General features: G+C 59.5%; 19 protein-coding genes and 1 tRNA gene. 10 read left to right on the top strand and 10 right to left on the bottom strand.

Annotation, left to right across the window (positions count from 1 at the left end; translation table 11 throughout):
- Positions 1–13 precede the first annotated feature (13 nt).
- Complete coding sequence (gene glgB / locus CQR48_RS04065; protein ID WP_101452084.1) at positions 14–2,242, bottom strand: 1,4-alpha-glucan branching protein GlgB; 2,229 nt, start codon at positions 2,240–2,242, stop codon at positions 14–16.
- Between the two features lie 231 nt (positions 2,243–2,473).
- Here glgB and CQR48_RS04070 point away from each other — a divergent pair, with 231 nt between their 5' ends.
- Both CQR48_RS04070 and ispF read left to right on the top strand, forming a co-directional pair.
- A complete protein-coding gene (locus CQR48_RS04070) occupies positions 2,474–3,076 on the top strand; it encodes a CarD family transcriptional regulator (protein ID WP_015450396.1) in 603 nt (200 codons plus the stop codon).
- 104 nt (positions 3,077–3,180) lie between these two features.
- The gene (gene ispF / locus CQR48_RS04075) at positions 3,181–3,657 is read left to right on the top strand and encodes a 2-C-methyl-D-erythritol 2,4-cyclodiphosphate synthase (RefSeq protein ID WP_033493118.1); all 477 of its coding nucleotides are present in this window, start codon (positions 3,181–3,183) and stop codon (positions 3,655–3,657) included.
- A gap of 36 nt (positions 3,658–3,693) precedes the next feature.
- On the opposite strand, the gene CQR48_RS04080 is transcribed toward ispF, so the two are convergent.
- From CQR48_RS04080 to CQR48_RS04090, 3 genes are all read right to left on the bottom strand, one after another.
- Positions 3,694–4,536 carry a metal ABC transporter permease gene (locus CQR48_RS04080; RefSeq protein ID WP_015450398.1) on the bottom strand — a complete coding sequence of 281 codons (843 nt, stop codon included), beginning with the start codon at positions 4,534–4,536 and terminating at the stop codon, positions 3,694–3,696.
- A gap of 7 nt (positions 4,537–4,543) precedes the next feature.
- Complete coding sequence (locus CQR48_RS04085) at positions 4,544–5,506, bottom strand: ABC transporter ATP-binding protein (protein WP_205827661.1); 963 nt, start codon at positions 5,504–5,506, stop codon at positions 4,544–4,546.
- Positions 5,507–5,702: 196 nt separating this feature from the next.
- On the bottom strand, positions 5,703–6,626 hold the full coding sequence (locus CQR48_RS04090) for a metal ABC transporter solute-binding protein, Zn/Mn family (protein WP_244898932.1): 924 nt from the start codon (positions 6,624–6,626) through the stop codon (positions 5,703–5,705).
- Positions 6,627–6,979: 353 nt separating this feature from the next.
- Here CQR48_RS04090 and CQR48_RS04095 point away from each other — a divergent pair, with 353 nt between their 5' ends.
- The 6 genes from CQR48_RS04095 to pyk all read left to right on the top strand — a co-directional run bounded on the left by CQR48_RS04095 (position 6,980) and on the right by pyk (position 15,485).
- The gene (locus CQR48_RS04095; protein WP_101452085.1) at positions 6,980–7,861 is read left to right on the top strand and encodes a bifunctional methylenetetrahydrofolate dehydrogenase/methenyltetrahydrofolate cyclohydrolase; all 882 of its coding nucleotides are present in this window, start codon (positions 6,980–6,982) and stop codon (positions 7,859–7,861) included.
- 203 nt (positions 7,862–8,064) lie between these two features.
- Complete coding sequence (rpsA, locus tag CQR48_RS04100) at positions 8,065–9,543, top strand: 30S ribosomal protein S1 (RefSeq protein WP_015450402.1); 1,479 nt, start codon at positions 8,065–8,067, stop codon at positions 9,541–9,543.
- 123 nt (positions 9,544–9,666) lie between these two features.
- Positions 9,667–10,302 carry a dephospho-CoA kinase gene (gene coaE / locus CQR48_RS04105; RefSeq protein ID WP_101452086.1) on the top strand — a complete coding sequence of 212 codons (636 nt, stop codon included), beginning with the start codon at positions 9,667–9,669 and terminating at the stop codon, positions 10,300–10,302.
- Positions 10,303–10,420: 118 nt separating this feature from the next.
- Positions 10,421–12,532, top strand: coding sequence for an excinuclease ABC subunit UvrB (uvrB, locus tag CQR48_RS04110; RefSeq protein ID WP_101452087.1), 2,112 nt, complete (start codon positions 10,421–10,423; stop codon positions 12,530–12,532).
- A gap of 288 nt (positions 12,533–12,820) precedes the next feature.
- Positions 12,821–13,828: a TerC family protein gene (locus CQR48_RS04115; RefSeq protein ID WP_101452088.1), complete on the top strand. Its 1,008-nt coding sequence runs from the start codon at positions 12,821–12,823 to the stop codon at positions 13,826–13,828.
- A gap of 214 nt (positions 13,829–14,042) precedes the next feature.
- Positions 14,043–15,485 carry a pyruvate kinase gene (gene pyk, locus CQR48_RS04120; RefSeq protein ID WP_015450406.1) on the top strand — a complete coding sequence of 481 codons (1,443 nt, stop codon included), beginning with the start codon at positions 14,043–14,045 and terminating at the stop codon, positions 15,483–15,485.
- A 217-nt stretch (positions 15,486–15,702) separates the two neighbouring features.
- Here pyk and CQR48_RS04125 read toward each other — a convergent pair whose 3' ends face one another.
- From CQR48_RS04125 to CQR48_RS04150, 6 genes are all read right to left on the bottom strand, one after another.
- Positions 15,703–16,368 (bottom strand): NUDIX domain-containing protein, encoded by a 666-nt coding sequence (locus CQR48_RS04125; protein WP_101452089.1) that lies wholly within the window; start codon positions 16,366–16,368, stop codon positions 15,703–15,705.
- 286 nt (positions 16,369–16,654) lie between these two features.
- Positions 16,655–17,848, bottom strand: coding sequence for an ABC transporter ATP-binding protein (locus CQR48_RS04130; RefSeq protein WP_101452090.1), 1,194 nt, complete (start codon positions 17,846–17,848; stop codon positions 16,655–16,657).
- 1 nt (position 17,849) lies between these two features.
- A complete protein-coding gene (locus CQR48_RS04135; protein ID WP_101452208.1) occupies positions 17,850–18,683 on the bottom strand; it encodes an ABC transporter permease in 834 nt (277 codons plus the stop codon).
- A gap of 71 nt (positions 18,684–18,754) precedes the next feature.
- Complete coding sequence (locus CQR48_RS04140) at positions 18,755–19,714, bottom strand: ABC transporter permease (protein WP_425513409.1); 960 nt, start codon at positions 19,712–19,714, stop codon at positions 18,755–18,757.
- A 153-nt stretch (positions 19,715–19,867) separates the two neighbouring features.
- The gene (locus CQR48_RS04145) at positions 19,868–21,022 is read right to left on the bottom strand and encodes an ABC transporter substrate-binding protein (protein WP_101452091.1); all 1,155 of its coding nucleotides are present in this window, start codon (positions 21,020–21,022) and stop codon (positions 19,868–19,870) included.
- Positions 21,023–21,491: 469 nt separating this feature from the next.
- A tRNA-Leu gene (locus CQR48_RS04150) sits at positions 21,492–21,565 on the bottom strand.
- Between the two features lie 289 nt (positions 21,566–21,854).
- On the opposite strand from CQR48_RS04150, the gene CQR48_RS04155 reads away from it, so the two are divergent.
- Together CQR48_RS04155 and polA are read left to right on the top strand one after the other, a co-directional pair.
- A complete protein-coding gene (locus tag CQR48_RS04155) occupies positions 21,855–22,655 on the top strand; it encodes an ANTAR domain-containing response regulator (protein WP_033493136.1) in 801 nt (266 codons plus the stop codon).
- Positions 22,645–25,710 (top strand): DNA polymerase I, encoded by a 3,066-nt coding sequence (gene polA / locus CQR48_RS04160; protein WP_101452209.1) that lies wholly within the window; start codon positions 22,645–22,647, stop codon positions 25,708–25,710. The genes CQR48_RS04155 and polA overlap by 11 nt, the downstream gene beginning before the upstream one ends.
- Positions 25,711–25,745 lie beyond the last annotated feature (35 nt).

Consider the following 25,745-nt stretch of genomic DNA (forward strand, 5'->3'; position numbering starts at 1 on the left):
ATAGGACCGCCTTTCAGTTCTCTGGTTCCAAGAATACCGCTCCCAACGCCGGAATGGTGAGTTTCGCCGACCAATCGCGGGAATGATAGGCTCCTGCGTCGGCCTCGAATTCGCCGTTGTGGATGCCGGAACCGCCGTACTGCTCGTCATCGGTGGTCAGGATTTCGCGCCAGCGACCGCCGCTCGTCAGCGGCACCTGGTAGTCCTCCCACGCTTCGCCAGAGAAGTTGACAACGACGACGAGCTGTTCGCCCTTGTCGCCGATCCTCACGAAGCTCAGCGTGTTGTGATCGGCGTCATCGCTGGTCAGCCACTGGAAGCCGGCGGGATCGAAGTCCTGGCTCCATAGCGCCGGATGCGCCTTGTACATGGCGTTCAAATCGGCGACCAGATGCTGGATTTGGCGATGTTCCTTCCAGTTGAGCGCATCCCAGTCAACCGATCCGTTGTGGTCCCATTCGCCATATTGGGCGATTTCGTTGCCCATGAACGACAGCTTCTTGCCCGGGTGGGCCCACTGATAGGCGAACAGTGCCCGCACGCCGGCGTATCGCTGCCAGTCGTCGCCCGGCATCTTGCCGAACAGCGACCCCTTGCCGTACACGACCTCGTCATGGCTGATCGGCAGGACATAATGCTCCGAATAGGCGTAGACCATTGAGAACGTGATCTCGTTGTGATGCCACTTGCGGTTGATGGGCTGCTCGTGCAGATATTGCAGCGTGTCGTGCATCCAGCCCATATTCCACTTGAGGCCGAATCCGATGCCGCCTTGGTCCGTCGGGGCGGTGATGCCCGGATACGCGGTGGACTCCTCGGCGATCATCATGATGCCAGGGTTGTTCTTGTACGCCGTGGCATTGGCTTCCTTGAGGAAGTCGATGGCTTCGAGGTTCTCGCGCCCGCCGTAGATATTGGGATGCCACTGGCCGGGCTTGCGGCTGTAGTCGAGGTAGAGCATCGAGGAGACCGCGTCGACACGTAGCGCGTCGATATGGTACTCATCCAGCCAGAAGCAGGCGTTGGCGACGAGGAAGTTGCGCACCTCGTTGCGGCCGAAGTTGAAGATGTACGTGCCCCAGTCCGGGTGTTCGCCGCGGGTGGGATCTGGATCCTCATACAGCGGTGTGCCATCGAAGCGACCGAGAGCGAAGGCGTCCTTGGGGAAGTGCGCCGGAACCCAATCCATGATGACGCCGATGCCGGCCTCATGGAATTTCTCGACCAAATACTTGAAATCGTCCGGCCCGCCGAGACGGGAATCGATGGCGTAGTATCCGGTCACCTGATAGCCCCACGAGCCGGCGAACGGGTGCTCGGCAAGCGGCATGAACTCAACGTGAGTGAAGCCTTCCTTGGCGACATAGTCGACGAGCTGGTCGGCGAGTTCGCGGTAGTTCTTGATGCCTTTCTTCCAGCTGCCGGCGTGAACTTCGTAGATACTGACTGGGCCGTCATGCGGATTGGTGCGCTTGCGATGGTCCATCCATGCCGTGTCGTCCCAATCGAAATGCGATTCGACCACAATCGATCCAGTGGCTGGCGGAATCTCGTGAGAGCGCTCCATCGGGTCGGCCTTCATCACCCATTCGTTATTCGCATTGAGAATCTGATACTTGTAGATCTCGCCTGCCTGTACGCCGGGGATGAACAGTTCCCAGATGCCGGAGGAACCCAGTTCGCGCATGGCGTGCTTGCGACCGTCCCAGCCGTTGAAGTTGCCGACGACGCGCACGGCGTGGGCGTTCGGTGCCCACACGCTGAACGCGGTGCCGACCAGCTGTTCGCCACTGGTGCCGTCGTTGGAATCCATCGGGTCGTCATAACGCATGACGCGCGCACCGAGCGCTTCCCACAGCCGCTCATGCCTTCCTTCGCCGAACAGGTACATGTCAAGGTCGCCCACAGTCGGCAGATACCGGTATGGGTCGTCCTCAACGAGGGTCTCGCCGTTCTCATAGGTGGTGGCCACACGGTAGTCCGGCACACCCCAGCCGTCATGCGTTTCGATTGCAGGGACGGTCGCGCGGAAGATGCCGTTGTGCTCATGCTCGGCGACATGACGGACCCGCTTGCCGCCCTCTTCGGTGATGATGTCGACGCTGGATGCCAGCGGACGCAGGACCCGCACGGTCACGGCGCGCTCGTCATCCTGTGCGAAATGCCCGCCAAGCACCTCATGGGGGTTGTAATAGCTTGCGTTGCTGACGGCGTCCAATGTTCCTTGATCTACAGTAAACATGATGACATCTCCATTGATTCTCTCGTGTTCGTAGTGGTCATATTACGAGACTACCCGCAATTTGCGCAAAAGTCCCGCCGTGTCGTGTGTTTCTTCTCACATTTTTTCGCTGCCGATGGAATACGGGGTCGTGCTCGAGGAGGTGTCGTGATTCCATAATTATCTAAGTCTCGGCCCCTTGGCATAATATGTAAGGTTACGGTCTTTGACTACGTCGTTCACGGAGGGTTCATGGGTTACAAAGTCGGCGATATGGTCGTGTATCCGCGTCATGGTGCGGCACGGGTCGATGCGATTACCGAGCGCACGGTGAAAGGCGTTACACGGCAGTACCTGCAGCTGTCTGTCCTGTCCTCCGACGGTCTGGTCATCAATGTCCCCGTGGAAAACGCGGAGAAGGTCGGGGTTCGCGATATCGTCGATGCCGATGCCGTGTCGAAGGTGTTCGGCATCCTGCGCACGCCGATCGTCGAGAAGGAAATGAACTGGTCCCGCCGTTACAAACTCAATGTCGAGAAGATTTCGACAGGCGACGTGAATCAAATCGCCGAGGTCGTGCGCGACCTGTCCCAGCGCAATGTTGATGAGCATGGCCTGTCTGCCGGCGAAAAGCGCATGCTGACACGCGCGCGGAGCATCCTCACGTCCGAAATTTCGTTGTCCGAAGACATTTCCGAAGAGGAGGCGCAGCGACTGCTTGACGTCAACCTCGGCTACGCCGACCCGCTGCCGGGCGATGACAAGCATCACACCGAAGCTCCCGAGGAGCCGGCATCGCAGACGCTTGCTCGTCTTGAAGCGGAAAAGAAGAAGTCCAAGAGCAAGAAGAAGTGACCTTGGCTTCGGTGCCGTACGGGGATTCATCCGTGCCGATTCCTCAAGAACACCAGAACCGACGGGCTTCTGGAGTCCCGGTTCCGCAAATCCCGCTTGTGGGAATGGGGTTTGACGCCCATCGTTTCGCCAAGGACGCCCGTCCGCTGTGGCTTGCGTGCCTGAAGTGGGAAGGCATCGGGATTGAGGGGGATTCTGACGGGGATGTCGCTGCGCATGCCCTCATCGACGCACTGTTATCAGCGGCGGGATTGGGTGATATCGGCACGCTGTTCGGCGTTGGTGCTGACAGCGCGGGAGCCGGAGCCCATGGAACTGATATGCTCCGCACAACCTGCGACACTCTGCGTGAGCACGGGTTCAAACCGTTGAACGCCAGTGTCGTGGTTATCGGCAACAGGCCGAAAATGAGTGCAAATCGCGAACAGGCGCAGCGGGCGATGTCCCAGGCCGCAGGATGCCCGGTATCCATCACCGCAACCACCACCGACGGTATGGGATTCACCGGGGCGGGGGAAGGCCTCGCAGCGATGGCGACTGCGCTGGTCGTCAAATGCGATAATCCAGGCTCGATAGTCTAGGCACGACAGTCCGGTCTATTCGAGCATTATTGTGTCTTACGCGTTGGTGGTTTTCACGGCGGAGACGGCACGCGCAATAACCCAGAACAAGGTGGACAGCGTCACGATGATGAAGCTTGGCGGCGCCGGGAACATTGCTGAGAGCACCAACCCGCCCCAGATGGAAACCAAGCACAGTACGCTCGCCGTGCACATGGCTTTCAGCGGGGATGCGGCGATGATATTCGCGGTTGCAGCCGGGGTGACAACGAGCGCGAAGATCAGTAAGGTTCCCACTGCGGGCACCGCAATGGTTATGACTCCCGCCATAATCGCCATGAACAGCACATTCATCAGCCCGATCGGCACGCCTTTGGCCTGAGCCACCTGCTCATCCAATGAACTGAACAGCAGTGGACGGTAGATGACGGCGAGTGCGATGACGAGTACGATGTCGAAAATCGCGAACCCGATTACCTGATCGTCTGTGATTGTCAGAATCGAGCCGAACAAAATGGATTGCATCTGTTGCGATGCCGAACTTGACAGCCGTGCGAAGAACAGGCCGAGACCGGTGGCGAAGGCTAGCACGGTTCCTGTGGCGATTTCGCGTTGCGAGGCTCTTTTGCCCAGCGCTCCAATGACGAGCGCGCCTGCGAGCGCGAAGATCCCGAGGCCCAAGGATACCGGCAATCCGAGAAGCACCGCGCCGGTCGCCCCGGGCAAACCGATGTGCGCCAAGGCGTGGGCGGCGAATGTGGAATGCCGTGCGATGGTGAAATATCCCATGGCACCGGCGGCCACTGCGATGCACAGTCCGGCGAGGAACGCGTTGTGCATGAATGGCATGCCGAGGGTCTGCGCCCACTGGGGATCGAAGGAGAAATCGATATCGCTCATGTTAGGGTCATGACCTTTCTGCCGGTGCCGTTGCGGGCGCATCCGGCTGATGCTGGTGCGCATGATGGTGGAATTGCGCCACTTCGACGGGTGCATGCGTATCCTGTTCGATGTCGTCTGGCTCGTCGGGGGACGGGGTGACGAACATATCGCCTTGCGGGGTGGTCACGACTTGGACGGTCGTGCCATACAAGTGGGTCAGCAGATTCGCGTCGAGTACGTCGTTCATCGCGGCGTAATGGGGATGCCCGTCGAGCAGGTACACGGCTCCGGTGAGGATCGGCAGCAACATGTTGAGGTCGTGGGCGACCACTTGGATGGTCATACCGAGCTCATGGTTGAGCCGCGCCAGCACGTGGACGGTTGCGCGTTGGCTGGCCAGATCGAGATTGGCGAGCGGCTCGTCGAGCATGAGCAGCTCGGGGTCGCTCACCAACGCCTGTGCGATGGCGACACGTTGCCGAAGCCCGCCGGACAGTTGCGATAAACGGTAGGACGCTTTGTCGGCCACGCCAACAAAGTCCATCGCTTTGTGGGCACGATTGCGTTGCGCCGCAGTGGTGATATGGAAGCCGAATCGTGTGCCCGTCAGGCCGAGCAGCACCGATTGCTCCGCGGTGAGATTGGAATCGATGTCCGATGTGTAACTTTGCGGCACATACCCGATGCGCTTATTGGACTTGCCTGCCGGTTCTCCAAGGACTTCCACATTGCCGTGCGACAACGGGAGCAGACCGAGCTCGGCTTTCATCATGGTCGTCTTGCCGGCACCATTGGTTCCGACGATGGCGGTGACCGATCCGCGCGGGATTGAGAAGGTCCCGTTGCTCCAGATCACACGGTCGCCACGGCTGACCGCCGCTTGGTTGAACACGATGGCAGCCTCATGGACTGTGTTCTTTGCGGTGTTTCTTTCGCCGCTGGTATTCCGATCGCCGTCCTGAGCGGCTTGGGGCGCTGATCCTGTCATGCTGACCTCCCCGTGGATTGTCGTTGGAATCGGGCGCATCCCGTTGTCTGTCTGAAATCAAGCCGTAGGGATGTCGTATGAAAACAAGTATGACAAATGATGCTGACAATCATTCTCATTTAGTCGGGGGTGAAACCAATACCGCAACCAAGGTGACCAAAACAATCACGCAACGGTATGGAGCTCAGTCGCCCCGTTACTGCGCCGATGACGGGCTCGCGCTGCTCGACGGATCGCTGGCGGACTGGCTTGCAGAAGACGGGCTGGGGGAGGCATCCTGCGAGTTCCCGTCCGTCGAAGTGCCGTCGGACGTATCGTTCGACGAGTCCTTCTCATCGGTTTGCGCGGCGGCGACCTGCTTGGTCATGGTTTCGACAAGCGAGGAAATCCAGCCGGTCAGCGTGTGCTGGTCGGAAGGCATCTGCTCGGTGATTTCAATGACGGGCACCTTGTTGGCCGTGGCCGTCTTCTTTAGTAGAGCCGCAGAATCGCTGGATTCCTGCGGATTGTCCACCAGCAGTTTTGCTTTGTCTGATTCCAGAAGCTCCTGGAACTCCTGCAAATCCGCCGGGGCCGCCTCTCCGCCTGACGTGACGGACTGCAGATAGCCTTGCGGTGTGACGTCCTTGAGCTTCATATCAGACATCAGATAATAGGCGACGGCTTCGGTGGCTGCATACGTGGTGTTCTTGTGCTTCTTGGCGAAGGCGGCCATGGCGTCCTCAAGGTCTGATTCCTCGCTTCGCCATGTCTTGAGCCGCTTATCGAAGGACTTCTTCTTGGACGGCAGGATTTTGGAGAAAGTGTCGGCCAATTCGGTCGCCATCGCCTTGCGCGCGTCTTTCGAGAACCACAGATGCGGGTTGTCGCCTGAAATTGCGCCAACGGTGGAGGCTGCGGAGACACTGACCGTGCCTTTGGCGATGCTCTTCGAAGCCCATGAGTCGTAGCCGGCTCCGTTGGTCACGACGACTTGGGCCTTTTGGATTTCGGCGATGTCCGAGGTCTTGGGCTCGAAATCGTGGGCATCGACGTTCGTGGAATGAAGAATCGTGGTGACCTTGACATCATCGCCGCCGATTTCCTGCGCGAGGGTGCCCCACTGATTGACGGATGCCACCACAAGGATTGGACCCTTCGGGGCCGTAGCTGAGGGCGTCGTCGAGGAAGCTGGACGTGGGGTGGGCAAGCACCCGGCGAGGGGAAGGAGCAATGCGATGGCCGCCAGCGCCGCGAACCATGTCGCCAATCTGTTGCCAAGTCCCCGTGTGCTCATGTTGCCACCTTTTCTCTGTCTGCTGTGCCCTGTTCGCTGAACGTCTCGGTCTGCTGAGCGCTCCGCATGCCGGAATGCGCGCATGTTCTTTCCCCACGATAGCTTACGATACAGAAAACGTAAGCTGCGCCGCTCCTGTCCGCTCCGGGGCGGCGCAGGCATGTTGTTGTGGTCGGGGCGGCGTCAGGAGGCACAGCATGCCCATCGTATTGGACGGCAAAAGCGTGGCTGCCCAGATCAAAGCGGATTTGAGCACCAGAGTCGCAGCGCTCAAGCGGCAAGGGGTCCAACCGGGTCTCGGAACGCTTCTGGTGGGTAGTGACCCGGGCTCCGTCAAATACGTTGCCGGCAAACATGCGGATTGCGCTGAAGTGGGCATCACGTCGATTCGCCGCGATCTGCCCGCCGATGCGACCGAATCGCAGATCGTACAAGCGGTCGACGAGCTGAACGCCGACCCGGCATGCACCGGCTTCATCGTCCAACTGCCGTTGCCCGTCGGTGTCGATGAACTCTCGGTGATTGCGCGCATCGATCCCGGCAAGGACGTCGATGGCATGCACCCGTACAATCTGGGCGAGCTGGTGCTGCACACCTCCGGTGAAATCGCCACGCCGCTGCCATGCACGCCACGTGGCGTGCTGACCCTGCTTGACCATTACGGCATCGGGCTGGACGGCAAGGAGGTGTGCGTGCTGGGGCGCGGTATCACCATCGGCCGCACCATCGGGCTGTTGCTGACCAGACGGAATGTCAATGCGACTGTCACCTTGTGCCATACCGGCACCAAGGATGTGCGCGAGCATATGCGCCGGGCAGATGTCATCATCGCGGCGATGGGTTCGGCCGGTTTCGTCACGCCGGATGACATCAAGCCGGGCGCCGTGCTGGTTGATGTCGGCGTCTCGCGCGTCTGGGACGAGCAGGCGGGCAGGTATCGCATCAAGGGCGACGTGGACAAGGCGTGCTATGCCAAGGCCGGCGCTTATACGCCCAACCCGGGTGGAGTGGGGCCGATGACGCGAGCCATGCTGTTGGCGAATGTCGTGGAGATCGCGGAGCGCGCCGCCGCTCGCTGAAACCACGTGTATATGCGGTGTCGTGCCTGCCGGTGTGGGGTAGCCACGCAACCGTGGCATTCCGGGGTACGACACGCCGTATTTCACCGGCGGCATTTGTGCATGGTACACGCTAAACTCGGTCAAGGTATGTCTCCATGGGCATACCAGATAACTGAATAACGATTTTATCCATCTATTCATTAACAGAAACCACTATTTTAATGGCAGAAAACAATAAGGAAGTCACCAAGGTCGCGATCAACGACATCGGCACCGAAGAAGACTTCATCAAGGCAGTCGATTCCACCATCAAGAACTTCGATGATGGTGATCTGGTCGAGGGCACGGTCGTCAAGGTCGATCGTGACGAGGTCCTGCTCGACATCGGCTACAAGACCGAGGGTGTCATCCCCTCCCGCGAACTTTCCATCAAGAAGGACGTCGATCCCGACGATGTCGTCGAAGTCGGCGACACCATCGAGGCCCTTGTCGTGACCAAGGAAGACAAGGAAGGCCGTCTTATCCTGTCCAAGAAGCGTGCACAATATGAGCGCGCCTGGGGCGATATCGAGAAGATCAAGGAAGCCGATGGCGTTGTCGAAGGCACCGTCATCGAAGCTGTCAAGGGCGGCCTCATCGTCGACATCGGCCTGCGTGGCTTCCTGCCTGCCTCGCTCGTTGAGATGCGTCGTGTGCGCGACCTGTCCCCGTACATCGGCCAGAAGATCAAGGCCAAGATCCTGGAGCTCGACAAGAACCGCAACAATGTGGTGCTGTCCCGCCGCCAGTATCTCGAGGAGACCCAGTCCGAGGTCCGCGAGACCTTCCTGTCCCAGCTCAAGAAGGGCCAGATTCGCGAAGGCGTCGTGTCCTCCATCGTCAACTTCGGCGCGTTCGTCGATTTGGGCGGTGTTGACGGCCTGATCCACGTGTCCGAGCTGTCTTGGAAGCACATCGACCACCCGTCCGAGGTCGTCAAGGTCGGCCAGAAGGTCACCGTCGAGGTGCTCGACGTCGACATGGACCGCGAGCGTATCTCGCTGTCCCTCAAGGCCACCCAGGAAGATCCGTGGCAGCGCTTCGCTCGCACCCACGTTCCCGGCCAGATTGTCAAGGGCAAGGTCACCAAGATCGTGCAGTTCGGTGTGTTCGTGTCCGTCGAAGACGGCATCGAAGGCCTCGTGCACATCTCCGAGCTGGCCAACCGCCACGTCGAGAACCCGGAGACCGTCGTCAAGCAGGGCGAGACCGTGTTCGTCAAGGTTATCGACGTCGATCTCGATCGTCGCCGTATCTCCCTGTCCCTCAAGCAGGCGAACGACGCTGTCGATCCGAACTCCGAAGACTTCGATCCGGCGCTCTATGGCATGCCGGCCGAGTACGACGAGGACGGCAACTACAAGTATCCGGAAGGCTTCGACCCGAACACCAACGAGTGGATCGCCGGATACGAGAAGCAGCGCGAGGAATGGGAATCCCAGTACGCCGCTGCCCACGATCTGTGGGAAGAGCACAAGGCCTTCGTCGCCAAGGAGCTGGAGAACGCCGCGGCTTCCGCAGCCGAGGACGGCCAGGCCCCTCGCGAAGAGAAGGTCCAGGAGACCTCCAACTACTCCTCGAACAATGAGTCTGAAGGCACCCTCGCTGGTTCCGACCAGCTGGCCGCCCTTCGTGAGCAGCTGCTCAAGGAGAAGAAGTGAGCGATGCCAGTCATCACTGACTGACATGGTTGACTGACAAACCAACGGTATGGCCCCGGCACTTCGGTGACCGGGGCCATACCGTATCTTGCACCGGCATGTCGTGCGGCTACCATGGAAAACATGGTGATACGAATCGGACTGACCGGAGGCATCGCAGCCGGGAAAAGCACGGTTTCCCGCAGACTTGGCGAACTCGGGGCGACAATTATTGATTACGATGCCCTCGCCAGGCAGGTCGTGGAACCCGGGGGAGTGGCATTACAGCGCATCGTTGACGTGTTCGGCCCTGAGACCGTTGGTGCAGACGGCAAGTTGGATCGCACCTGGCTCGCTGAACGTGTATTCGGTGAGCATGCCGATCCTCACGCAAGGCAGCGTTTGGACGCCATCGAGCATCCGTTGATTTACGAGTTGGCCAAACGGATTGACAAGCAGACTGCCCGGCAGAACAGCTCGGCCGTAATCGTCCATGACATCCCGCTACTCGCTGAAGTCCTTCATGACCTTCCCTTCAGTTTCGATCATATCGTCACAGTCGAAGCGCCGGAATCAATACGCATCGAACGCATGATTCGCACACGGGGAATGGACAGGGCACAAGCGCAAGCCCGGATCGCCAGCCAGAGCAAGCGGTCGGCCCGAATTGCCATGGCGGACACGGTCGTGGACTCCAATGTAGACGTAAAGACTATGCTCGCACGCGTCGACTCGCTCTACGCCACTTGGCGGGATGAAGCGAGCGCGAGCGGCAGATAAGCAGCAGAAGCAGGCGGCGAACGGCCGCACAACAATATCGAACATTTGTACGAATCACTTGATATGCTGGAAGAATCAGCATACGGACGGGTCATGCGGGACTCAATGGGAGGACGATATGGGCATTTCCATCGAACGCACAGACAAGCCATTTGTCGTCAAGGCCCCCTACAAGCCTTCTGGGGATCAACCCCAGGCCATCAAGGAGCTCGCCGAGCGGATCAACAATGGCGAGAACGATGTCGTGCTCATGGGTGCGACCGGCACCGGTAAAACCGCAACCGTCGCTTGGCTTATCGAGAAACTGCAACGGCCGACCTTGATTCTCGAGCCTAACAAGACCTTGGCGGCGCAGTTGTGCGCCGAATTCCGCGAGCTCATGCCCGACAACGCCGTGAGTTACTTCGTGTCCTACTACGACTATTACCAGCCGGAGGCTTACATCCCGCAAACGGACACCTACATCGAGAAGGATTCCAATATCAACGACGACGTCGAGCGTCTGCGCCACGCCGCCACCGCGAACCTGCTCACCCGTCGCGATTGCGTGGTCGTCGCTACGGTGTCGTGCATTTACGGCTTGGGTACTCCCGAGGAATACGCGGGTCGCATGCTGTTCCTGAAAGAGGGTCAGCAGATCGATCGTGACACGCTGTTGCGCAAATTCGTTGACATGCAATACAAGCGCAACGACATCACCTTCACGCGCGGCACCTTCCGCGTGCGCGGCGATACCGTGGAGATCATCCCCGTGTATGAGGAGCTGGCCATCCGCATCGAGTTCTTCGGCGACGAAATCGACCGGATCTCCACCCTCCACCCAATCACCGGGGACGTCATCGACCATGTCAGTCAGGTGCATATCTTCCCGGCTTCGCACTATGTCGCCGGCCCCGAGCGCATGGAACGCGCGCTGCACACTATCAAGGAGGAACTCGACCAACGCGTCGCCGAGTTGCGCAAACAGGGCAAGGAACTGGAAGCGCAACGCCTGACCATGCGCACCACCTACGATTTGGAAATGCTGACCCAGGTGGGCACATGCGCCGGCGTTGAGAATTATTCACGGCATTTTGATGGCCGTGAGCCGGGCACCCCGCCGCATACCTTGTTGGATTTCTTCCCGGATGATTTCCTGCTCGTCATCGACGAGTCCCACGTTACCGTCCCACAGATTGGAGCCATGTACGAAGGGGACGCCAGCCGTAAACGCACGCTGGTTGAGCATGGCTTCCGCCTGCCTTCAGCGATGGACAACCGTCCGCTCAAATGGGACGAATTCCTTCAGCGAGTCGGACAGACCGTCTATCTGTCGGCGACCCCGGGTGATTACGAGCTCGGGCTCTCCGACGGCGTGGTCGAACAGATCATCCGCCCCACCGGCCTGCTGGATCCGAAGATTGAGGTCAGACCGGTCGAAGGGCAGATCGACGACCTGCTCGCCGAAATCAAGGATCGCGTAGCCAAGAACGAGCGTGCGCTGGTCACGACACTCACCAAGAAGATGGCAGAGGACCTGACCGATTACCTGCTCGACAAAGGCATCAAAGTCGAATATCTGCATTCCGATGTCGACACGCTGAGGCGCGTCGAGCTCCTGCGCGAGTTGCGTGAAGGCAAGATTGACGTAATAGTCGGCATCAACTTGCTGCGCGAGGGGCTTGATTTGCCAGAGGTTTCGCTGGTGGCGATATTGGATGCCGACAAGGAAGGATTCCTGCGGTCCTATCGTTCGCTGATTCAGACCATCGGCCGCGCCGCGCGAAATGTGTCGGGAACGGTCATCATGTACGCCGATGAAGTCACGGATGCCATGAACAAGGCGATTACGGAGACCGAAAGGCGGCGCGCCAAGCAGATCGCCTATAACAAGGAGCATCATATCGACCCCAAGCCGTTGATCAAGAAGATCAGCGACGTCAACGACATGATCGCCAAGGAGGATGTTGATACGCAGAGCCTGCTCGAAGGCGGGTATCGCAACGCCGGGAAAGCCGGCAATTCTCATCTCGGTGTGCCCAATGTCGATCAGGATGAGATCGAGAAACGGCATGAGGAAATCCTCAAAGCCGGGCTTCCGGCGCAGGATTTAGCCGATCTCATCCGTCAGATGAGCGAACAGATGCACACCGCCGCGGAACAACTCCAGTTCGAACTTGCCGCGCGGTTGCGCGATGAGATCCGCGACCTGAAAAAGGAACTGCGCCATATGACGCAGGCCCAGCAGTAGCGTGGTGCGCTCCGCAATCAGGCCGCAAAGCCGTCGCGGGAGTGTATTTCGGCGAGATGATGCAGCAATAGCGTGGACCGGTTCTACAGCCAGACGGCTTGCGCAACCAAGCGTCGGGAAAATCGGGAAAAGTAGAGGGCGTGCCGGCTGAAACCGCAAAACTGGCCCCCATAGACGTTGCAGGGCGCCGTGCTTGTGGTACCAAGCCTCATAGACAAAGCAATGCGTCGCGACCGTTCTGACAGCGGCATCGATGGTGCGTCAGCCGTTCTTTCTATGCTTGTTCCTATGGCAGAAACTCCGGTAGCATTCATGATCGCGACCTTTGCCGTTCTCGCGGTATTCGTCGTCGTAGACCTGTTCATCATCGGCCGCAGGCCCCACGTGCCCTCGACCAAGGAATGTGTGCAACATATTGCGTTCTTCGTCGTGGCGGCCTTGATTTTCGGTGGCATCATCTGGGCTGTCGCCGGATCGAAGCCGGCTGTCGAGTTCTATTCCGGGTGGATGACCGAATACTCGCTCAGCATCGATAATCTCTTCGTCTTCGTCATCATCATGTCGAATTTCGCGGTTCCCAAGGAGCTGCAGAAATATGTCTTGAGCGTGGGCATCACCGTCGCCCTGGTGCTGCGTGGCATCTTCATTCTCGTCGGTGCGGCGATCATCCAGCGGTTCACATGGGTGTTCTTCCTGTTCGGCGCCTTCCTCATCGTCACCGCCCTCAAACTGGTCACCGGGCACGACGATGACGAGGAATACCATGAAAACGGCATAATCCGCGCGCTGCGTAAAGTCATGAAAATCACCGACGAATACGATGGCGAAAAATTGCGTACTGTCAAGAACGGACAACGGTTCTGGACGCCGATGCTCATCGTGTTCCTGACCATCGGCACTACGGACGTCATGTTCGCTTTCGATTCAATCCCCGCGATTTTCGGTCTGACCAAAGACCCGTTCATCGTGTTCACTTCGAACGTGTTCGCCCTGCTGGGCTTGCAGCAGCTGTACTTCCTGCTCGGCAAACTGCTCGACAAACTCGTCTACCTTCCCGTCGGCCTGTCCATCGTGCTTGGATTCATCGGCATCAAGCTCATCATGGAGGCGCTGTCGGGCAATTCGCTACCGTTCATCAACAGCGGACACCCGGTGTCATGGGTGCCGGAAGTGCCGACTTGGCTGTCCTTGCTCGTGATCGTGCTTGCATTGGGTGGTTCCGCTGTAGCCAGCGTGCTCAAGATGAAGCAGGAGAATCGCAAGGAACAGGCGCAGCAGGTTTCAGACGGCGCCTGATGTAACGGTTCGTAGGCTCCCGACCCTGTCCAGATTGCCCGGCGGTAACACGCGGACATATCGACGGTGAACGCGACATGAAGCCGATGTGAGCGTTCACAACACAGTTGCCTGAATGGTTGGCGCATGGTGGGGGAACCGAGTAGACTAGCACACGGAAACAGGATTCTCACCTGTTCGATAGAAAAGTAAGTTGAAACAGAGGCAGGTATTCATGCGTAAAGCAAAGATCGTCGACACGATCGGTCCAGCCACCGAGTCCCTCGAAGGCATCACCAAGCTCGTCGAAGCCGGTATGGACGTCGCGCGTCTCAACCGCTCCCACGGCACCCCTGAGGATCATCTCAAGGTCTACAACAACGTGCGTGCGGCTTCCAAGGCGACCGGCCGCAACGTCGCTGCGCTGGTTGACCTGCAGGGTCCGAAGATCCGCTGCGGTTGGTTCAAGAAGAACGCCGAAGGCGAAGACAAGGTCGAGCTGACCGAGGGCCAGGAATTCATCATCACCACCGACGACGTCGAGGGCGACGAGCACATCACCTCCACCACGTTCAAGGGTCTGCCGGGCGATTGCCATCCTGGCGACCCGATTCTCATCGATGACGGCAAGGTTCGTCTCGAGGTCACCAAGGTCGAGGGCAACAACGTGTACACCAAGGTTGTTGTGGCCGGCCCGGTTTCCAGCCACAAGGGCATCAACCTCCCGGGCGTCGCAGTTTCCCTGCCTGCTCTGACCGAGAAGGACGAAGCCGATCTGCGCTGGGCCATTCGCACTGGCGCCGACATCATCGCCATGTCCTTCGTGCGTTTCGCGACCGATATCGATCGCGCCCACGAAATCATGGATGAGGAAGGCCGTCGCATCCCGATCGTCGCGAAGATCGAGAAGCCGCAGGCTGTGGCGAACCTCGAAGACATCGTCAAGACCTTCGACGGCATCATGGTCGCCCGTGGTGATATGGCCGTCGAAATGCCGTTCGAAGAGGTCCCGCTGGTCACTAAGCGCTGCATCGAGCTGGCTCGCCAGTATGCCAAGCCGGTCATCGTGGCCACCGAAGTGCTCGGTTCCATGGTGCATTCCCCGGTTCCGTCCCGTGCTGAGGCTTCCGATTGCGCGAACGCCGTGCTTGACGGCGCCGACGCGACCATGACCTCCAACGAGACCGCCGTTGGCGAGTACCCGACCGAGACCGTCAAGACCATGTCCCGCATCTCCGGTTACGCCACCGAGCACGGCTTCGACCGTATCCCGGCACTGAAGAACCTGGATATGTCTAACAGCGGTGCTGTGTCCTCCGCGGCTGTTGACCTGGCTGAGAAGGTCAATGCGAAGGCCATCGTGGCCTACACCCAGACCGGTAACACCGTGCATCGCGTGTCCCGCGAACGCCCGGCTGCTCCGATCTACGGCCTGACCACCAACGAGCACACTTACCACTGGCTGGCTCTGAGCTGGGGCACCGAAGCGTTCCTGCTTGATGAGGACTACCACGACAAGAACCGCAGTGACCTCATGGTGTTCACCGACAAGGTCTTGCGTGCCGCGGGCAAGGTCGCTGATGGCGATCGTATCGTCGTGCTGAGCTCCGCACAGGGCGAGCATCGTCCGGGCAGCACCGATTCCATCTACGTGCACACCGTCGGCGCTTGCGACTGAGCCACCTGCTGCGATGAGCAGCGCTGTGCGGGGTTGGCTCATCCCAACCCCGCATGATTCATACTGCGCGATTCGATGGTTCGGATTGCACGGTCGTTGATGACAAGATTGCAAACGCAATTGGCCTCCCACACATTCCATGTGGGAGGCCAATTGCGTTTGCTGCGTACTTCAGTAGTGCGGTTGTTGGCGTGGGCGACACCACCGGGATTTGCGTTTACTTGGCTTTGCGTTCCGCGCGTGCCTTGGCAATGCGCTGAATCAGACGCGGATGGGCGCCCGCATGCTCCGCTTCCTCCGCCGCAAGATGCTCGCGCAGCCGCATGACGGCGATGATTGTCTTCGCGTCGATGATTGTGCCGTTGAGGATCATATCCGAGGCTTCCTCGGGGGTGACGAGACGGACGTCCGGGCGAGGGGTCTCCGGACCGAGTTCCCCGCGTTCGACGGCGGTCAGACCCGTCGCGAAGAACACCGCGGTATGCTGCGTGGAAAAGCTCGGCGTATTGATGAAACGCACGACCTGCACCAGCTCCTTGGCCTCATACCCGGCCTCCTCGCGCAGCTTGCGTACGGCGACATCATGCGGACGCTCGTTGGAATCCATGGCGTGGCCGGCTGGTATTTCCAAGGTCCAGCGATGCGTAGGCAGGCGGTACTGCTCGACCAGGGGGATGCGGCCGTCATCAGTCAGTCCGATGATACCGACCGTGTCGCCATTGTTCTCTTCGACGATGAAGCGTTCAAAATGCCCAACTTTTGAGGAATCGAAAGATACCTGGTCCACATTGAAATAGTGGCTTTGCATGATTTGCCGGCGAGATTCCTCTTTGACCGGGGCAGGACGCCATGGATCGAACTTGCGGAAGGTTGTCTCACTCATTGTTCCTCCTTGATAACCGCTCGAAACAGCTCGGAGCGGTGGGTGCATCAGCTCTCATTCTACGCCGTTGAGGTGTGCTGTCACCGGGCATGTCCGCCTTCCTGGAGGATTAGGCTTGCGGCGAACTCGGACCCGGCGGCTTGCATTTGTTCCCTTCTCCGGGTACGGCGAGGCCCGACAGCGTGCACCCAGAAAGCTGTTGGGTTGCGCTGCAGGGCCTCGGTCAGTTCGCGTGTGCGTGAGACTGCCGACTTCACGCACTGTCGTTACAAATGAGTTTTCGTCATCACATTGCGAGCGCCGGCACCGGCCGCGGCGCGACCAGCACGGTTGAGCCGGTGTTCAGCGAAGGAGGCAGCTCACCGGCAGGCAACTGGAAGGTCAACGGTGTGCCGCTGCCGGTGAGCACCGCATCCACACGGACGAGAGCGCCCAGGAAGTGGATGACGTTGACCCGCGCCTCGATACCGTTGAGACCCTCGCGGGCCGCTTCCGGAGCATCCGCTTCGGCGCCGGCTGCAATCAGTGCGATATTCTCAGGACGCACAAGTACGGTGACATCCCCGGTATGCGATCCCTTGAGCAGGGGGATGCGCTGGCCGAAGACTTCGGCTTGTGCGCCGTCGGAATGGCCGGGCAGACGATTGGTCAGGCCGATGAAGGTTGCCACGTATTCAGTTGCCGGCTCACGGTACAGCGTCACCGGGTCGGCAATCTGCTCGATACGCCCGTGATTCATCACGCCAATCCGATCGGCGATCGCCAGAGCCTCTTCCTGGTCATGGGTGACGAACACCGTCGTTGTCCCGGCTTCGATCTGGATACGCCGGATTTCGTCACGCAGCTGGACACGCACTTTCGCATCGAGAGCGGATAGCGGTTCATCGAGCAGCAGCACCTTTGGATTGATGGCCAGTGCGCGGGCGAGCGCGACACGCTGCTGTTGCCCGCCGGACATCTGCTGCGTGTACTTGGCCGCCTGATCGGCAAGGCCGACCAGGTCGAGCTTCTCCATTGCCCGGCGCCGACGTTCCTCGCTGCCGACACCGCGGATTTCCAAGCCGAATTCCACGTTTTCCAACGCGCTCATATGTGGGAACAGCGAGTATGCCTGGAATACCATGGCCATACCTCGCTTGTTGGCCGGGACGGCCGTCATATCCTGCCCGCCGACGAGAATACGTCCGCGTTGGATGTCCTCAAGGCCGGCGAGGGAACGTAGCGCGGTCGATTTGCCGCAGCCGGAGCCGCCGAGCAGCACGACCATTTCACCCGGCTTGACTTCGAGGTTGAAATCGTCAAGCGCTTTGGAGCTTGAACCGGGGTAGATCTTGTCGATGCCGATCATTTGCACGCCGCCGCCGCGATCCGTGGATTGCGCGAGTACGGCCTGTGCGGCTCGGGTGACGCTGCCTGAATCGGCGGCGTCTGATGACGCATCTGTATGGGATGTCATGGTGTTGCCTTGTGTCAAGGACATATCAGTGTTCCTCCTTGGAACGGCGCATCGCGTCGGAGATGAGATCGAGCGAGACGAGCAGCAGCACGCCGAACAACAGCGCGAGCAGCGACATCGCCGTGGAAATCTGGGAATTGGACTGTCCCAGCTGGTACAGGGCGACTTGCAGGTTCATACGTCCGAGCAGCGAGGCCACGGTGTATTCGCCGAGTACTACGGAAATGGAGATGAATGAGGCCGACAGGATGGACTGCCACAAGTTGGGCATGAGCACGCGGAAAAACACACGCGGCCATGAGGCGCCAAGCGAGCGCGCCGCTTCGCACAACGTGAGCACGTCGATTGAGTTGAGTCCGACGGCGATGGCGCGGAACGCGTACGGCATCACGAGGATTGCGTAGGCGAAGCACAGCCATATCGGGTTGGTGCTCAGCACGTCGGCGGACAGCCAGCGGTAGATGGGGCCGAGTCCGACGACAAGCACGATGGCAGGGATGGTCAGGGGGAGTGTGGCCACCCATTCAATCACCCGTTCCATGCGGTGGGAACGGATGTGCGCGATCACCATGACCGGTACGAGCAGCAACAGCATGATGATGACTGTCACCACGCACAGTGCCAGCGACGTGCCCAATCCGGACCATAGGGTGGACAGGTCCGCGCCCAGCGAGCTGCCGTCGCCCGTGAAGATGGCCTTCCACGGGTCGAGACTCCAGCGTCCGGATAGCGGATGCCGCATCGTGAAAATCAGCATGCACAGCAGCGGAACGCCGAGGAACAGCAGCGTGACAGCGAGAATGGCCGTTTTGATGATGCGCTGCTTGTGCACGCGCATGGCGCGCAATTGTGGTGGCATGACGGATCGTTCGGAAACTGCCGTGGTCGGCGTTGTTGTTGAAGCTGCATCTTGTGCGGCTGTGATGGTGTTCACTGCCATCGTCCTGCCCTCTTTTCCACGGCGTGGCTGAGCATCATCACCAACGCCACGACGACGATCATCGCGAAGGCGAGTACCTGCGCGAATCCTTGCTGGTTTGGATCCATCTCGTTGCGCATCGCACCTTGGATCATCAAGGGCACGAGGATGGAGCGCTGCGAGAACAGGGCCGCGGCTGTGGCGTACGCGGAGAATGCGTTGGCGAACAGCAACAGCAGCGCGGAAACGAACCGAGGAGTCAGGATCGGTCCTGCTACACGCGTCCAATACTGCCATGTCGTGCCGCCGAGATTCTCGGTCGCTTCCCGCCATTGCGGACGGATTGAATCAACCGCCGGCAGGAAGATGATAATCATCAGCGGAATCTGGAAATAGCAATAGATGGTGATCAATCCGGGCAGCGTGCTCAGCCAGTTCGGGTTCACCGTCTGGCCGGTCAGCTGGCGGATCAGCATGGTGCACACGCCATTGATGCCGATGGTCGCGATGAACGCGAAGGCGAGCATCACCCCGCCGAATTGCGCGAGCACCGATGATACGGCGGATACCACGCGGCGCAGCAGGCCGTTTGGCTTGGCGCCGATGGTCAGGGCGTATGAAGCTGCGGCACCCACCGCGGCTCCGATGAGCGCCGAGAGCGCGGAGACGAGCAGTGATGTGGCGAATGCAGATACGGTGTTTGCTTCGAAGAGTTTGCTGAAGTTCGCGAGGGTGAAGCCGCCGTTCGATGTGCGGAACGCTCCGACGATGACGATAACGGTCGGTGCGAGCAGGAAGCATGCGGTGTATGCGAAAAACGGGATGGACATCGCGAACGTGCCCAGCTGCTTGTGATGGCGGGCTGCGACGGACAGATGTTGTGATGCGGAAGGTCCCGCCGGTGCCGGGTCACGCGAGGTGCCGGCGGCGCCGAAGTCTGCGGGGCGTTGCGGTTGGATTGCTGCAGTCATTGAGGACATGCGCTTTCTCGAGGGAATACATTCGTGTGGTTCATTGGGATGCAATACATGAAAGCGTCGCAATCACGGTTGCGGCCTACAGCGGCAGGGGAATGCTCCAGCCTGCCGCGTCTGCCGGTTGGTGATGCGACGCCTTGAAAATCATCAGTTGCCGATTGCTGAATCCCAGTTGTTCTGGAGCCAGGTGGTGATGCGGGTGGAATCGGAATTGGTGTAGGTGATTGGGTCGCCTTCGATGGTGGTAGCGGACTTCAACGCGGTCTTGTCAACAGTACCGGCCTTCTCCATCGCGTCAAGCAACACCGGGTTGGCACCGCCCTTGAGCCACAGGTTCTGTGCATCGGCGGTGTAGAGGAACTCCTCCCACAGACGGGCCGCAGCCGGGTGCGGAGCGTCTACGTTAATGGCCTGGTTGTAGTAGCTGACCACCTGGGCATCCTTGAAGGTCTTGTACTTCCAGGTGACACCCTTCTTCTTCAGGCTGCTCTGGTAGGAAGCCTGGTTGTAGGTCCAATCGAACACGACACCGGTCTGGCCGGAATCGATGGTGCCGTCGGTCACGTCGACGGTGGTGAGGTTGCCGGCTTCCTTGAGCTTCTTGAAGAAGTCAAGGCCGGGCTGCAGGTTCTTAATCGTGCCGCCGGACAGCTGGTTGGCCATGACGAATCCGTTGAAGGCGGCACCTGCCTCGGCGGGCTTGCCGTTCAGAGCGACCGTTCCAGCGAACTTCGAGTCGAGCAGATCGTCCAGCGAGCTGATATCGCCGTACTTGTCGGCGTTCCAGCCGATGGACATGATGCCGGTGTAATCGGCGTAATACTTGCCGTCGGCGTCTTTGACGGAATCAGGGATGTCGTTCCACGCCTGCACCTTGTACGGCGCAAACTGCTCGGTGTTGGTCGAGGCGACCGCGAGACCGAGGTCATAGACGTCGGGCGCGGCGTCCGTGCCCTTATTCGTCTTGCCGGCGTCGATTTCCTCCTTGGAAGAGGCGTTCGGGTTGAGCTCGGTGATCTTGATCTTCGGATACTTCTTCTTGAACGTTGCGATGACTTCGCCGTAATCAGACCAGTCGTGCGGCAGGGCGATGACGTTGAGCGCGCCTTCCTTCTCGGCAGCGGCGACCAGGTCGTCCATCGTGCCGAAATCCTTGAGCGAAGTCGCCTTCGCGGATTTCTCGTTGACCGTCACGGCCTTGCCTGACGACGCAGACGAGGACGAGGAAGAGCCGCATGCCGCCATGGACAGGGCGAGGACCGCCGCCATGGGGATGGCGAGTGCCTTACGCAGGGAAATCATATGTACCAGTCTTTCCTGAGATTGATTTCATTCGTTGGTTGTTGTGTCTGTATGGACAGAAGGCACTATATGCGTGCGGATTGAAGCGGGATTGACGTTGACATGAATCTTCGGTGGAGTATGGTGTCGCGAAATTGAACTCATGATGAATCGCGATTACGTGGCGGTATGTTGAGGCCAGCCAGCACGCCGTTGAATATAGTTCTCTGCTTCTGCCGACGTTGAGACACCTTTGAGTGTCGGTAGAAGGCTTTACCAACGTTGAACGGCTGGTGAGTGTCGGTAGAAGGTTAGGGGACACGCAGCGACTCGCGCGTTGATCAACCCTCGTTGCCGGTTACAATCTCACGAACTAGTGACGCTGGGAGGGCGGTTTGCGTAGACAGTTTGTGCGGTATGGCGGTCACGGCACGAAAAATGAGTAGACAGCCAAAAACGAAAAAACCCGCCGTTTAGGCGGGTTGATGGGTGCCCCCGGTGGGACTCGAACCCACACTGCGCAGATTTTGAGGCTGCTTCCTCTACCAATTGGGATACAGGGGCATACTTCGCAATCGAAGCAACAAAATAACAGTGTACCACATCTTTGCGAGTGACACGAACATTTCAGCAATCGGACGATTTCATGCTTGATATTTGCCATACATCGCTTGGCAACGCCCGAATTCGGCGTCGGAACCTTTGTCTTGACCTTGTCTGCTGGTATCATCGCTAACAGAATGACGGCAGATCGTGCCTGCGGTGTGGGTCCGCACAGAAGGGCATGGATCGGTCTCGGTGTCGGTGCGGCGCGTATCAGCGTGCCTGCCGGATGATTAGGAAAGAGGCAGGGATGACTGCGAAGAACGAGACGGGACAGGCACAGCCGGATACCCCGGTGCTGACGGAGGATGAACTCAAGGCAGTCGCCGCCGGCGAGCCGGTTGTGCCGCAGGATGAGCAGGATGATGACGCTCACGGGGACGAGCATCGCAAGCGCACCGTTGTGGTCGCTGAGGACGAATCCGTCAACCGTATGGATTTGGTCGCCATTCTCGAAGACAACGGTTATGAGGTCGTCGGTGAAGCCGCAAACGGTGAGGAAGCGGTCGAGCTGACGCGCAAGTATCGTCCGGACGTCGTTTGCATGGACGTCAAGATGCCGCGTATGGACGGCATCACCGCAGCTGGCGTCATCTGCGACGAAAATATCGCCCCTGTGGTCATGCTCACCGCGTTCTCGCAGCCTGATTTGGTCAAGCAGGCAACCGGCGCCGGCGCCATGGCGTACGTGACCAAGCCGTATGAGGAATCCAAGCTGTTGCCGGCTCTCGAAGTCGCCATGGGTCGTTTCCAGGAAATCAACGATCTGCTTGACAATGTTGAACGCAGCGAAAACGAGCTCAACGAGACCCGCGACCAGTTGCGTGACGCCGAGGAGAAGCTGAAGAAGGCGCAGGAATCCTTGGAAGAGCGCAAGCTCGTCGACCGTGCCAAGGGGCTGCTCATGGACAAGGCGGACTTCTCTGAGCAGGGCGCCTTCCGCTGGATCCAGAAGACGTCGATGGATCAGCGCATCCCGAAGAAGCGCCTCGCCATGGCGATTATCGCGAAGTACGGCGATCAGAAGCCGGATGCCGACGATGAGCGATAACTCCCAAGCTCAGAACGCTCAACAAGGTGCCGCGGATAAGGATTTCCGCGGCACCTTGCTTGTCGTTGACGGACACTCGCTCGCGTTCCGCGCGTATTTCGCCCTTCCCGTCGAGAACTTCTCAACCGCGAGCGGTCAGGCGACGAACGCGGTCTGGGGCTTCGCCAAGATGCTCGCGCAGGTCATCGAGACCGAGCACCCCGATAAACTCGCCGTCGCGTTCGATGTCAAAGGCGGTACGTTCCGCAATGATCTGCTGCCGCAATACAAAGGCACGCGCGAAGCGGCACCGGAGGATTTGCTGTCACAGCTGCCTCTGATTCAGGAGATGCTCGCCGCGCTCGGTGTCACCTACATCGAAAAGCCCGGGTTTGAAGGCGATGACATCATCGGCACCCTGGCGACCATGGGTGAACGCGAACAGTACCGCACCCTCGTGCTCTCCGGCGACCGCGATGCATTCCAGCTCGTGGACGATGCGATCACTGTCCTGTACCCGGGCCACCATTTCAAAGACCTCAAGCATATGACCCCGCAGGCGGTGGAGGAGAAGTACCACGTCACCCCGCAGCAGTACCCCGATTTGGCCGCCCTGCGCGGCGAGACCGCGGACAATATCCCCGGCGTGCCCGGCGTGGGTGACGGTTATGCGGCCAAATGGATCGGCCAATACGGCTCGCTCCAAGGCATCATCGAACACGCTGACGAAATCGGCGGCAAAAAAGGCCAGGCCCTGCGCGACAATCTCGATCAGGTCAAACTCAACCGCAAAGTCAACGCGTTGGTGCGCGACCTCGATCTCGGCGTCGGCATGAATGACTTTGATTTCGGACCGATGAATCGTGAACAGCTGTCAGCCTTGTTCTCGAAGCTTGAATTCGGCGTTCGTACACGCAATCTGGTCGTCAAGGCGTTCAGCGGCGGCAACAGCGCGTCGGCAGCGTTGCCCGATACAACCCAGACCGCCTCTGCCGACGCCGACGAGCGTCCCGGTGAATCAGTCAGCCTGGTCAGGGACTGTCCGGCAAGCCTGATACGGGACTGGGCGCAGCGGTATCAGGCACAACACGCAGCCAACACCGACGCGACAACCCTCGCCGAAAGCGAACAATCGAAGACAGTAGCGGTCGCCCCGGCCCAATCCGCGGCCAAGCCAGTGCCAGCCACTGCCGGTACGCCCGCTTCTCCGGAAGCTTCTTCCTCTTCCGACACGCCTGACAGTGACACCTACGAATCAACAGAGCGCCGGAGCGAACCGGAAAAGACCGCAACATCAAGCATCGTCATCGACCATCACGCCGTGAGCGCCCCGAAAGTCGCCCAAGGCTGGGTGCTGTACGCCGACGGCGATTCGAAACCCGGCGCTCCACACTGCACAGGTGTGGCCTTGCTGGCAGGTGACGAGGCGTTGGCATTCACCCCGCCGCTTGAACCGGATGTGGCTGCCGCAATCCAGACTTTCATCGATGCCAACCATGACACGATGATTGTCCACGGGTACAAAGAGCATCTGCACCTTCTGGAAAGCATCGGCATTCATCTGCGTCGGCCTGCATTTGACACCAAACTCGCCTGTTATCTGGTGCTTCCCGACTATCATCCCGACTCCCTTGAGCAGGCTGCGGTCCGGTTCGCGGACATCCACCTTGACCAGACGGAACGTCCGGCTCAAGGCCAGCTTGACCTTGACGGCCTGGATGATTCAGGTGCGGCCCAATCACAGGATGATGCGACGATCACCGCGAAACTGGCTACCATCAAGGAGCTTGCAGTGCGGTTGTCCGCCACGTTGGACGAGCGCGAGCAATACGGGCTGTTGCGTTCGCTCGAATTGCCGGTTTCCGAGGTGCTTCACAGGATGGAGGACGCGGGAGCGTGCGTCGATCAGACGCGTCTGGTGGCCATGCGCGACCAGTTTGCCGCCGATGCCGCACAAGCCCAGGAAATCGCATGGCGTGCAGCCGGCAGCGAAGTGAACCTGCAAAGCCCCAAGCAGTTGAGCAGCGTACTGTTCGACAAACTCGGCCTGCGGCCGCTGCGCAAGACCAAATCCGGCCAGTACAAGACGGATGCGGCGACATTGACCGCCTTGTACGCACAATCGGCGAACGGCAATGAGCAGGCGAACGATTTCCTGGGTGCGCTGCTGCGTCACCGGGAAACCAACAAGCTCAAGCAGATTGTCCAGACCTTGATTGACGCGACCAACCCCCATGACAGCCGTATCCACACGACCTTCGAACAGACGGTCGCGGCCACGGGACGCTTGAGCTCGGTCGACCCGAACCTGCAGAACATCCCCAACCGCAATGCGATGGGGCGGGAGATCCGTTCAGCGTTCGTTCCCGGGCCGGGATTCTCGTCATTGCTCAGCTGCGACTATTCGCAGGTCGAGTTGCGCATTATGGCTGATTTGTCAGGGGATGAGGCGCTGATTGAAGCGTTCCGTTCCGGGGCTGATTTCCATAAGTATGTGGCCAGCTTGGTGTATCAGGTTCCGGTGGACGACATCACGCCGGACCAGCGCAGCCACGTCAAGGCGATGAGTTACGGCCTGGCGTACGGGCTAAGCACGTACGGACTTGCGCAGCAGCTGCATATCAGCCCTGCGGAGGCCGACGTGCTCAAAGAGAAGTATTTCGCCACCTTCGGCAAAGTCCATGACTATCTCGAGTCGTTGGTCAGTAACGCGCGGAAGGTTGGGTATACCGAGACCTTGTTCGGCCGGCGCAGATACTTTCCGGGATTGTCCAGCTCCAATGCAAGGGCGAGAAATGCCGCTGAACGCGCCGCACTCAACGCGCCCATCCAAGGGTCTGCGGCGGACATCATGAAAATCGCGATGATCCGCGCCGATCAGGCCTTAAGGGATGCCGGCGTGGCCAGCAGAATCATCCTGCAGATTCACGACGAACTCGTGGTGGAAATCGCGCCCGACGAGGAGGAACAGGTCTCTGCACTGGTCAGTGACGCGATGGAACATGCCGTGAGTCTGGCGGTACCGCTTGACGTGTCGGTTGGTATCGGCGCTGATTGGCAGCTTGCCGCCCATTAGCCCCCTGCATGGCGGGCCCTCGTAAGAGGAGACAT

Source organism: Bifidobacterium thermophilum (assembly GCF_002846655.1).
In the GTDB taxonomy this organism is placed as follows: Bacteria; Actinomycetota; Actinomycetes; order Actinomycetales; family Bifidobacteriaceae; genus Bifidobacterium; species Bifidobacterium thermophilum.

What these genes read in the sequence shown, in the direction of transcription:
- glgB (WP_101452084.1), bottom strand. Translation starts at nt 2,242, where the DNA reads ATGTTTACTGTAGATCAAGGAACATTGGACGCCGTCAGCAACGCAAGC.
- CQR48_RS04070 (WP_015450396.1), top strand. Translation starts at nt 2,474, where the DNA reads ATGGGTTACAAAGTCGGCGATATGGTCGTGTATCCGCGTCATGGTGCG.
- ispF (WP_033493118.1), top strand. Translation starts at nt 3,181, where the DNA reads ATGGGGTTTGACGCCCATCGTTTCGCCAAGGACGCCCGTCCGCTGTGG.
- CQR48_RS04080 (WP_015450398.1), bottom strand. Translation starts at nt 4,536, where the DNA reads ATGAGCGATATCGATTTCTCCTTCGATCCCCAGTGGGCGCAGACCCTC.
- CQR48_RS04085 (WP_205827661.1), bottom strand. Translation starts at nt 5,506, where the DNA reads ATGACAGGATCAGCGCCCCAAGCCGCTCAGGACGGCGATCGGAATACC.
- CQR48_RS04095 (WP_101452085.1), top strand. Translation starts at nt 6,980, where the DNA reads ATGCCCATCGTATTGGACGGCAAAAGCGTGGCTGCCCAGATCAAAGCG.
- rpsA (WP_015450402.1), top strand. Translation starts at nt 8,065, where the DNA reads ATGGCAGAAAACAATAAGGAAGTCACCAAGGTCGCGATCAACGACATC.
- coaE (WP_101452086.1), top strand. Translation starts at nt 9,667, where the DNA reads ATGGTGATACGAATCGGACTGACCGGAGGCATCGCAGCCGGGAAAAGC.
- uvrB (WP_101452087.1), top strand. Translation starts at nt 10,421, where the DNA reads ATGGGCATTTCCATCGAACGCACAGACAAGCCATTTGTCGTCAAGGCC.
- CQR48_RS04115 (WP_101452088.1), top strand. Translation starts at nt 12,821, where the DNA reads ATGGCAGAAACTCCGGTAGCATTCATGATCGCGACCTTTGCCGTTCTC.
- pyk (WP_015450406.1), top strand. Translation starts at nt 14,043, where the DNA reads ATGCGTAAAGCAAAGATCGTCGACACGATCGGTCCAGCCACCGAGTCC.
- CQR48_RS04125 (WP_101452089.1), bottom strand. Translation starts at nt 16,368, where the DNA reads ATGAGTGAGACAACCTTCCGCAAGTTCGATCCATGGCGTCCTGCCCCG.
- CQR48_RS04130 (WP_101452090.1), bottom strand. Translation starts at nt 17,848, where the DNA reads ATGTCCTTGACACAAGGCAACACCATGACATCCCATACAGATGCGTCA.
- CQR48_RS04135 (WP_101452208.1), bottom strand. Translation starts at nt 18,683, where the DNA reads ATGCCACCACAATTGCGCGCCATGCGCGTGCACAAGCAGCGCATCATC.
- CQR48_RS04140 (WP_425513409.1), bottom strand. Translation starts at nt 19,714, where the DNA reads ATGACTGCAGCAATCCAACCGCAACGCCCCGCAGACTTCGGCGCCGCC.
- CQR48_RS04145 (WP_101452091.1), bottom strand. Translation starts at nt 21,022, where the DNA reads ATGATTTCCCTGCGTAAGGCACTCGCCATCCCCATGGCGGCGGTCCTC.
- CQR48_RS04155 (WP_033493136.1), top strand. Translation starts at nt 21,855, where the DNA reads ATGACTGCGAAGAACGAGACGGGACAGGCACAGCCGGATACCCCGGTG.
- polA (WP_101452209.1), top strand. Translation starts at nt 22,645, where the DNA reads ATGAGCGATAACTCCCAAGCTCAGAACGCTCAACAAGGTGCCGCGGAT.